General features: G+C 72.3%; 8 protein-coding genes. All 8 read right to left on the bottom strand.

Annotation, left to right across the window (positions count from 1 at the left end; all coding sequences use genetic code 11):
• Positions 1 to 58 precede the first annotated feature (58 nt).
• Positions 59 to 2,494 carry a primosomal protein N' gene (locus AB0F10_RS23880; protein WP_360628941.1) on the bottom strand — a complete coding sequence of 812 codons (2,436 nt, stop codon included), beginning with the start codon at positions 2,492 to 2,494 and terminating at the stop codon, positions 59 to 61.
• Between the two features lie 152 nt (positions 2,495 to 2,646).
• Complete coding sequence (gene metK / locus AB0F10_RS23875; RefSeq protein ID WP_360628926.1) at positions 2,647 to 3,837, bottom strand: methionine adenosyltransferase; 1,191 nt, start codon at positions 3,835 to 3,837, stop codon at positions 2,647 to 2,649.
• A gap of 76 nt (positions 3,838 to 3,913) precedes the next feature.
• Positions 3,914 to 5,137: a bifunctional phosphopantothenoylcysteine decarboxylase/phosphopantothenate--cysteine ligase CoaBC gene (gene coaBC / locus AB0F10_RS23870; protein ID WP_360628923.1), complete on the bottom strand. Its 1,224-nt coding sequence runs from the start codon at positions 5,135 to 5,137 to the stop codon at positions 3,914 to 3,916.
• A gap of 71 nt (positions 5,138 to 5,208) precedes the next feature.
• Positions 5,209 to 5,472 carry a DNA-directed RNA polymerase subunit omega gene (rpoZ, locus tag AB0F10_RS23865; protein WP_015623990.1) on the bottom strand — a complete coding sequence of 88 codons (264 nt, stop codon included), beginning with the start codon at positions 5,470 to 5,472 and terminating at the stop codon, positions 5,209 to 5,211.
• A 22-nt stretch (positions 5,473 to 5,494) separates the two neighbouring features.
• Positions 5,495 to 6,097: a guanylate kinase gene (gene gmk / locus AB0F10_RS23860; protein ID WP_360628920.1), complete on the bottom strand. Its 603-nt coding sequence runs from the start codon at positions 6,095 to 6,097 to the stop codon at positions 5,495 to 5,497.
• A 32-nt stretch (positions 6,098 to 6,129) separates the two neighbouring features.
• Positions 6,130 to 6,447: an integration host factor, actinobacterial type gene (gene mihF, locus AB0F10_RS23855; RefSeq protein WP_023560715.1), complete on the bottom strand. Its 318-nt coding sequence runs from the start codon at positions 6,445 to 6,447 to the stop codon at positions 6,130 to 6,132.
• A gap of 183 nt (positions 6,448 to 6,630) precedes the next feature.
• Positions 6,631 to 7,461, bottom strand: coding sequence for an orotidine-5'-phosphate decarboxylase (gene pyrF, locus AB0F10_RS23850; RefSeq protein WP_360628938.1), 831 nt, complete (start codon positions 7,459 to 7,461; stop codon positions 6,631 to 6,633).
• 22 nt (positions 7,462 to 7,483) lie between these two features.
• The gene (locus tag AB0F10_RS23845; protein ID WP_360628935.1) at positions 7,484 to 8,692 is read right to left on the bottom strand and encodes an adenosylmethionine--8-amino-7-oxononanoate transaminase; all 1,209 of its coding nucleotides are present in this window, start codon (positions 8,690 to 8,692) and stop codon (positions 7,484 to 7,486) included.
• Positions 8,693 to 8,733: the final 41 nt, after the last annotated feature.

Here is an 8,733-nt window from a genome sequence, read left to right as displayed (position 1 = left end):
CCGGGCAGGCGGCGGCAGGCCCCGCGAAGCGGGCACCGGCCGGCGGCGCGGTCCGGGGTCAGAGGAGCTCGGCCGGGTCTATCTGGATTCGGACCGCCACGGCGGACTTCTTGACGCTGCGGACGGCCGCGGCCTGGTGCAGATTGCGGGCCAGTTCGGCCGCCCGGCCGCGGGAGACCCGCAGGAGCATCCGCTCCTGGCCCTCCTGTGCCGGCACCGGACCGAGCAGCTCGACGTCGTCGGGCAGCCGGGCCGCGTCCAGGAACTCGGCGACGGCCTCCGCCGTGCCCGTCACGCTCGCCATCCGGGCCGCCGGGGGAAAGCCGAGCTCGCGGCGTTCGGCCAGCTCGCGCGCCGCGAACCAGCCCGGATCCCACCGCAGCAGCGCCTGCACCGGCGCCAGCGAACCGTCGGCGACCACGATCACCCGGCCGCCCGCCGGCCCGGGCTTCGCCAGCGCGGCCGCCGACAGCCAGCGGCGCATCGTCTCCTCGGCCGCGCGCAGGTCCGCCCGGGACAGCAACGCCCACGTGTCCAGCAGCAGCACCGCGCCGTAGCCGCCCTCGGCAACGGGCTCGGCGCCCGGCGTCGACACGACCAGGGCGGCCTCGCCGGGCACGGAGTCGAGGATCCCGTCGCGGCCGGAGGTGCGCACCGGCACGCCGGGGAACGCGCGGCCGAGCTCCTCGGCGGTCCGTCGCGCACCGGTGACCGACGCCCGCAGCCGTCGCCCGCCACAGGCCGGGCACGCGTAGTCCGCGGCGGCGCGGCCGCACCAGTGGCAGGCCGGAACGTCCCGCGAACCGGCCAGCCCGAGCGGGCCGGAGCAGTGCGGACATCGCGCGGACGTGCGGCACTCGGCGCAGGCCGTCGACGGCAGGTAGCCACGGCGGGGCACCTGCACCAGAACGGGCGCGCCGGCCTGCAACGCCCCCCGGGCCGCCTCCCAGCAGAGGCTGGGCAACCGCGCGGTGACGGCGCCCGGATCGCGCGCCAGCTGCGGGTCGTCGCCGGTCGGTGCGATGGCCGGGCTCCGCGCCCGCAGGGTGTCCCGGCTCGCCACGATCTCCTTGGCCCACCCGGTCTCGAGGAGCAACTGCGCCTCCCCGGTACGGGCGAAGCCGCCGACAAGCGCGGCACAGCCGGCGAGCTGGGCCCGGGTGAGCAGCACGTCACGGGCGTGCGGATAGGGCGCCCGCGGCTCGGCATGCAGATCGTCCCCGTCATCCCAGATGACGACCAGCCCGACGTCGGCGACGGGGGCGAACATCGCCGCCCGCGTCCCGACCACCACGGGCACCCGATGCCGGCTCGCCGCCAGGAAACGCCGGTACCGCTCGGCCGGCCCGGCGGCGGCGTTGAGGGCCACGTGCCGCCCGTCCCCGAGCACCTTGGTCAGCGCCCGGTCCAGCCGGTCGAGGTCCCGCGCGTCGGCCACGACGATGACCACGCCCCGCCCGCTGCGCACGGTGGCGCCGGCGGCCTCCGCGATCCGGGCCGGCCAGTCCTCGCCGGGCAGCGCCGACCAGACGGCGCGTGCGGCGCGCCCCTGCTCGAGGGCGTGCAGATAGCCGGCCCCGGCCGGATAGACATCCCACCCGTGTGCCCGCGACCCGGCCTCCTGACCGCCCGGCCGCACCGCCACCGAGGCCGCCGAAGCATCGGCCGCGAACACGTCCCTCTCGCTCGCGGCAGAAGGCACACCCCCAGCGACCGGCGCGGCTCCGGCAGGAGACGCGCTCCCAGCAACGGGCGCACCCCCAGCGGGCGCACCGCCGGCGGACGCACCACCAACCGGCGTGCCCCCAACAGCTGGCACGGCTCCGGCAAGAGAATTGCCTTCAGCAACCGGCACACCGCCAAGCTGCGCGGCACCAACGGGCGCAACTCCAGCGGCCGATACGGCTTCGGCAAGAGGCACGGCACCGGCGGCCAGTGCAGCTCCGGCAAGAGGCGCAGCTCCCACGGCAGGCACGGCTTCGGCAAGAGGCGCAGCACCGGCGGCCAGTGCAGCTTCGGCAAGAGGCGCAGCACCGGCCGCCGGTGCGGCTTCGGCAAGAGGCGCAACTCCCACAGCAGGCACGGCTTCGGCAAGAGGCGCAGCACCTGCGGCCGGTGCGGCTTCGGCGAGAGGCGCGGCTTCGGTGGCTGCGGGCGTGGTTGCCCGGGACTGGGACTCGACGCGGGCGTGGCGGGGCGGGACCGCGAGCCGCAGCACGTCCGTGAGGTTCCCGGCATAGCGATCGGCCACCGCCCGGGCCAGCCGGGCCACCTCCGGGTCCAGCACCCGCTCCGGCGAGACCACCTTGTCGAGGTATGCCAGCCGGCCGCCGTGCGGGCTCGACTCCGCCCGCTCCAGCAGAAACCCATTCACCAGCTGACCCGCGAACCGGACCTTGACCCGCACCCCCGGCTGGGCCGCCTCGTCGTCCGCGGCCGCGACCAGGTAGTCGAAGGGCCGGTCCAGGTGGGCCAGGGGCACCTCGACGCTCACCCGGGCGATCGGCAGGCGCTCGGCCGGCTCGCGGTCCGGTTTCGTCCTGGCTGCCCTCACCCGCACATTCTGGCGGGCGGGTACGACATCTTCGGAAAAGAGGACGGGTGCCTCGACCGGAGTCGGGGCACCCGTCCCTGGCGCGGGCAAGCTCAGGCCGCGGCGGACTTCAGGTCCTGGGCGCGGTCCGTGTTCTCCCAGAGCAGGTCGGGCAGCTCGCGGCCGAAGTGGCCGTACGCCGCCGTCTGCTGGTAGATCGGGCGCATCAGGTCGAGGTCGCGGATGATCGCGGCCGGGCGGAGGTCGAAGACCTCGTTGATGGCCTTCTCGATGCGCTCGACCGGGACGTTCTCGGTGCCGAACGTCTCGACGAACAGGCTGACCGGGTGCGCCTTGCCGATCGCGTACGCGACCTGGGTCTCGCAGCGCTCGGCGAGGCCGGCCGCGACGACGTTCTTGGCGACCCAGCGCATCGCGTACGCCGCGGAGCGGTCCACCTTGGACGGGTCCTTGCCGGAGAACGCGCCGCCGCCGTGGCGGGCGTAGCCGCCGTACGTGTCGACGATGATCTTGCGGCCGGTGAGGCCGGCGTCGCCCATCGGGCCGCCGATCTCGAAGCGGCCGGTCGGGTTGACCAGCAGCCGGTAGTTCTCGGTGTCCAGGCCCAGGCCCTCGAGCTCGGGGCCGATGACGTGCTCGCGCACGTCGGGGGTCAGCAGCGACTCCAGCGAGATGTCGGCGGCGTGCTGCGACGAGACGACCACGGTGTCGAGGCGCACCGGGCGCAGGCCGTCGTACTCGATGGTGACCTGGGTCTTGCCGTCCGGGCGCAGGTACGGAATGGTGCCGTCCTTGCGCGCCGAGGAGAGCCGGCGGGCCAGGCGGTGCGCGAGGGCGATCGGCAGCGGCATGAGCTCCGGGGTCTCGGAGCAGGCGAAGCCGAACATCATGCCCTGGTCGCCGGCGCCCTGCGCGTCGAGGACGTGCTCCGAGTTGCCCTCGCGCAGCTCGACCGCGCTGTCGACGCCCTGCGCGATGTCGGGCGACTGCGATCCGATCGAGACGCTGACGCCGCAGGAGGCGCCGTCGAAGCCCTTCTTGGACGAGTCGTAACCGATGCCGAGGATCGTTTCGCGCACGATGCTCGGAATGTCCGCGTAAGCCTGGGTGGTCACCTCGCCGGCGACGTGGACCTGGCCGGTGGTGATCAGCGTCTCCACCGCAACCCGGCTGCGGGGGTCCTGCGACAGCAGGGCGTCGAGAATACCGTCGCTGATCTGGTCAGCGATCTTGTCCGGGTGGCCTTCCGTGACCGACTCGGAGGTGAACAGGCGGCGTGCCACGGTGCTCCTCAGATTTTTGTCGAAGTTTCGTTCGGCGGCAGTGTAGTCACCGCACCGGGGGTCTGCTGTACCGGTCTCATACCGGTCCGGCATCGCCGACCTGCGGATCGAGGCGGCTGACCACCTGATCCCATATCGCATCGGCTACATCGTCTTTGGGGAGTTTCCCGAGCGTCGTCGTGCTTCCGTCGGCGCCCAGGATGGTGACCGTGTTGTGGTCGGCCCCGAAGACCAGGTCGACGCCCACCTCGTTAACGACGATCAGGTCCGCGCGTTTCTTCACCAGTTTGCCGCGGGCGTTCTCCAGCACATCGTGCGTCTCCGCCGCGAAGGCGACAAGCAGCTGGCCTGGGCGTTTGGCGGCACCCAGCTCGGCGGCAATGTCCGGGTTCGTCACGAGTTCGATCGTGGGCGTGGCGCCGTCGTCGCTCTTTTTGATCTTTTTGTCGGCGATCGTGGCGGGCCGGAAGTCGGCCGGCGCCGCGGCCATGACCACGACGTCCGCGCCGGCGGCGGCCTCCACAGTGGCCTTGCGCAGCTCCTCGGTCGTGCCGGCGCGAACCACGTCGGCGCCGGCCGGATCGGAGAGGGTGACGTTCGCCGCAATCAGTGTGACCCGCGCGCCACGGGCGACCGCCGAGCGGGCCAGCGCATAGCCCTGCCGGCCCGACGAGCGGTTGCCGAGGAAGCGCACCGGGTCGAGCGGCTCGCGGGTCCCGCCTGCGGTGACGACGACGTGCCGGCCGGCCAGGTCGGCCTCGGCGGCGGCGCCGCGGCGGAGCACGCGCAGCGCGGCGGCGAAGATCTGGGCCGGGTCGGGCAGCCGGCCCTTGCCGGTATCGGCGCCTGTGAGCCTCCCCACAGCCGGCTCGATCACGACCGCTCCGCGGGATCGCAGCGTCGCGACGTTCGCCCGGGTGGCCGGGTTCTCCCACATCTCGGTGTGCATCGCCGGCGCGTAGACCACCGGGCAGGTCGCGGTCAGCAGCGTGTTGGTGAGCAGGTCGTCGGCGATGCCGTGCGCGGCCTTGGCCAGCATGTCGGCGGTGGCGGGCGCGACCACGACGAGGTCGGCCTGGCGGCCGACGCGCACGTGCGGCACCTCGTGGGCGTCGTCCCAGACCTCGGTGGACACGGTCCGGCCGGACAACGCGGCCCAGGTGGGCGCGCCGACGAACTTCAGCGCCGAGGCGGTCGGCACGACGCGGACGCCGTGCCCCGACTCGGTGAACAGCCGCAGCAGCTCACAGGCCTTGTAGGCGGCGATGCCGCCGCAGACACCGAGCACGACCTCGGGCATGCGCACACACTCCCCGGTAAATGAAGAACCCGCGCCCGCAGAAGCGGGCGCGGGCGCAGGACAACGCGCGATCAGGGGTTGTCGGTCGCCTCGGCGGTGAGCAGGCCGGCGTTGATCTCGCGCATCGCGATCGACAGCGGCTTCTCCTGCGGCGTGGTCTCGACGAGCGGGCCGACATACTCCAGGAGGCCCTCACCGAGCTGGCTGTAGTAGGCGTTGACCTGGCGGGCGCGCTTGGCCGCGAAGATCACCAGCGAGTACTTCGACGAGGTCTTGTCGAGCAGCTCGTCGATCGGCGGGTTGGTGATGCCTTCGGGGTTGGCGATGGTTCCCACAGTTATTTACGTCCTTAAATTCTCAGGCACCGGGCCGTGGCTGAGCGGGAGTCAGAAACGACGAACCGAGCAATCCTACCAGCTCGTCGGCGGCCCGCTCGACGAAGTCGTTCACCACCGTGCGGTCGAATTCCTTCTCGGCCGCCAGCTCCTCGTCGGCGTGCACGAGGCGGCGGCGGATGGTCTCCTCGTCGTCGGTGCCGCGGCCGATCAGCCGGCGCTTGAGCTCCTCGACGCTGGGCGGGGCCAGGAAGACGAGCTGCGCGTCGGGCTTCGTGGCCCGCACCTGGCGGGCGCCCTGCAGGTCGATCTTCAGCAGCACCGGGCGGCCCTGTGCCAGCCAGCCCTCGACCTGTGCCCGCGGCGTGCCGTAGAGGTTGCCCGCGAATTCGGCCCACTCGAGCAGCTGGTCGCCGTCGACGAGGCGTTGGAACTCCGAACGGGTGACGAAGTGGTAGTGCTCACCGTCGGTCTCGTAGTCGCGTTTCTTACGGGTGGTCACCGACACCGACAGCTTGATCCATGGCGAGCGCGCCCGGATCAGCTCGATCACGCTGTCCTTGCCCACCCCCGAGGGGCCGGACAGGACGGTGAGTCGGGCCGCCGGGCGCGCGTCGTCATCCATGCTCACGGCTCATTCCTACACGAGCCGGTGAGTCAGTTCGCAGCGAACTCCCCCAGGAGGGCCTTACGCTGCTGCTCGCCGAGGCCACGAAGACGGCGGCTGTCGGCAATCTTGAGCTTCTCCATGATCTGGGTCGCCCGGATCTTGCCGATGCCCGGCAGCGCCTGAAGCACGGCCGAAACCTTCAGCTTGCCGACGACGTCATCGCCTTCCGCCCGGTCGAGCACGGCGGCGAGGGTGGTCTTGCCCTGCTTGAGCTGATCCTTCAACTCTGCACGGGCCTTGCGAATCTCCGCAGCCTTCTCCAGCGCGGCTGCACGCTGCTCGGGGCTCAGTGACGGGAGCGGCACCAGTTCTCCTCAGGTCCCTATCGCACCGGTAGTCCAATACCGGCACTCTGTGAAACGTGGTGTGCCAGGGAACCAAAGGGGCATGTGGTTCCCGGCGCCGGGAAAACTAGCGGTCAACGGCGGTTTCGGCAACGTGGGGGTACCCCCCACCCGGGCTGGGGCAGGCCTGCTAAGCAGGCTGTTTCACCCGATCACGGCGCGACAGGCGGCCTCGGCGCGGTCCGCAGCCGCCCGCAACGCCGTCACGTCGGGTCCCGCTTCGAGAACCTCGCGTGAGTACGACGGCAGCACGTTCCGCAGGCTTTCGCCGAAGATCGCGCGCAGGTCGGCGGGGCTGCCGCCCTGCGCGCCGAGGCCCGGCGCGAGCAGCGCCCCGTTCACCTTCGACAGGTCGTGACCCGTCTCGCCGATCGTCGCGCCGACCACCAGCCCGACGCTGCCGAGCGGGTCCGCACCCGCGTTGAGCTGGGAAATCTCATCGATCACGGTTTGCGCGACGGTCCGGCCGCCGGCGCCGACGGCGTGCTGGACGGCCGGGCCCTCGGGGTTCGAGGTGAGCGCCAGGACGAAGACGCCGCCGCCGTGCGCGGCCGCCATGTCGAACGCGGGGCGCAACGAGCCGACGCCGAGATAGGGACTCACAGTAATCGCGTCAGCACAGAGCGAACTCTCCGGATCGAGGTAAGCGCTCGCGTACGCGGCCATCGTCGAGCCGATGTCGCCGCGCTTCACATCGAGCAGCACCAGTGCCCCGGCCTGCCGTGACTGTCGGATAATTGACTCAAGAACGGCGATGCCACGTGACCCAAATCTCTCGAAGAATGCCGACTGCGGCTTGAGCACGGCGACCCGATCGGCCAGTGCTTCGACAACCGTATGGGCGAAGCGTTCCAGGCCGGCGACGTCGTCGGAGAGGCCCCATCGGGCGAGCAGGGCGGCGTGCGGATCGATGCCGACGCAGAGCGGCCCCCGGGCCCGGGTGGCGCGGTGCAGGCGGCTTCCGAAGGTCTCCATAGGTGGCGTTATCCCTTTCGTGTCAGGTGGCGGACACCGCCGCGGCGATTCCTCGGGTAATGCGGGCGACATCGGCGTCGTCCGTGACGAACGGGGGCATGGTGTAGATCAGGTCCCGGAACGGCCGCAGCCACACCCCCGCGTCGGCCGCCGCGGCCGTGGCCCTCGGCACGTCGACCTGCCGATCGAGCTGCACGACGCCGATCGCACCCAGGACGCGGACGTCAACGACCCCGGCAGCGCCCCGCAGCGGCTCCAGACCGGCACGGAGGCCGCCGGAGATACGCCGGACCTGCCCCGGCCAGTCCTGAGCCCGGAGAAGGCCGATGGAGGCGTTCGCGACGGCGCAGGCGAGCGGGTTGCCCATGAAGGTCGGGCCGTGCGCCAGGCCGCCCGCGTCGCCGGCGGAGACGGAGTGCGCGACCGCGGACGTGCACAGGGTCCCGGCCAGGGTCAGGTATCCCCCGGTGAGCGCCTTGCCGAGACACATGATGTCGGGGGCCACCCCGGCGTGGTGCGCGGCGAACATCTCACCCGTACGGCCGAACCCCGTCGCGATCTCGTCGAAGATCAGCAGGACGCCGTGCGCCGCGGTGACCTCGCGCAGCACCCGCAGGTACTCCGGATGGTGGAACCGCATCCCGCCCGCGCCCTGCACGACCGGCTCGACGATGACCGCGGCCAGCTCGCCCGCGTGCTCGGCGACCAGGTCGGCCAGCGCGGCGGCGTAGGCCTCGTCGTAATCCGCGGGCGGCGCCCCGGCGAAGACCTGGGTCGGCAGGACGCCGGTCCAGAGCCGGTGCATGCCGCCGTCCGGGTCGCAGACGCTCATCGGGTGGAACGTGTCGCCGTGGTAGCCGCCGCGCCAGGTGGCCAGGCGCCGCCGGCCCGGGAATCCCCGGGCGAGCTGGGCCTGCAGGGCCATCTTGACCGCGACCTCGACGCCGACCGAGCCGGAGTCGCACAGGAACACGTGCTCGAGGCCGTCCGGGGTCAGCTCGACCAGGGTGGTGGCCAGCTCGACCGCGGGCGCGTGGGTGAGGCCGCCGAACATGACGTGGCTCATCCGGCGCGACTGCTCGACGAGCGCGGCGTCGAGCACCGGGTGCCGGTAGCCGTGGATGGCCGCCCACCAGGACGACATGCCGTCGACCAGCTCGCGACCGCCGGCCAGGCGCAGCCGCACGCCCTCGGCGCTCTCCACCACATAGGGCTCGCCGCGCCCGGGCATCGGCCCGTACGGGTGCCAGACGTGTGCCCGGTCCAGCGCGA

The organism is Actinoplanes sp. NPDC026623, from assembly GCF_040638275.1.
Lineage (GTDB): Bacteria > Actinomycetota > Actinomycetes > Mycobacteriales > Micromonosporaceae > Actinoplanes.
The sequence above is the reverse complement of the archived record's forward strand: the minus strand, read 5'-3'. Positions and strand labels throughout refer to the sequence as shown.

What these genes read in the sequence shown, in the direction of transcription:
- pyrF (WP_360628938.1), bottom strand. Translation starts at nt 7,461, where the DNA reads ATGGAGACCTTCGGAAGCCGCCTGCACCGCGCCACCCGGGCCCGGGGG.
- AB0F10_RS23845 (WP_360628935.1), bottom strand. Translation starts at nt 8,692, where the DNA reads ATGCCCGGGCGCGGCGAGCCCTATGTGGTGGAGAGCGCCGAGGGCGTG.
- gmk (WP_360628920.1), bottom strand. Translation starts at nt 6,097, where the DNA reads ATGGATGACGACGCGCGCCCGGCGGCCCGACTCACCGTCCTGTCCGGC.
- coaBC (WP_360628923.1), bottom strand. Translation starts at nt 5,137, where the DNA reads ATGCCCGAGGTCGTGCTCGGTGTCTGCGGCGGCATCGCCGCCTACAAG.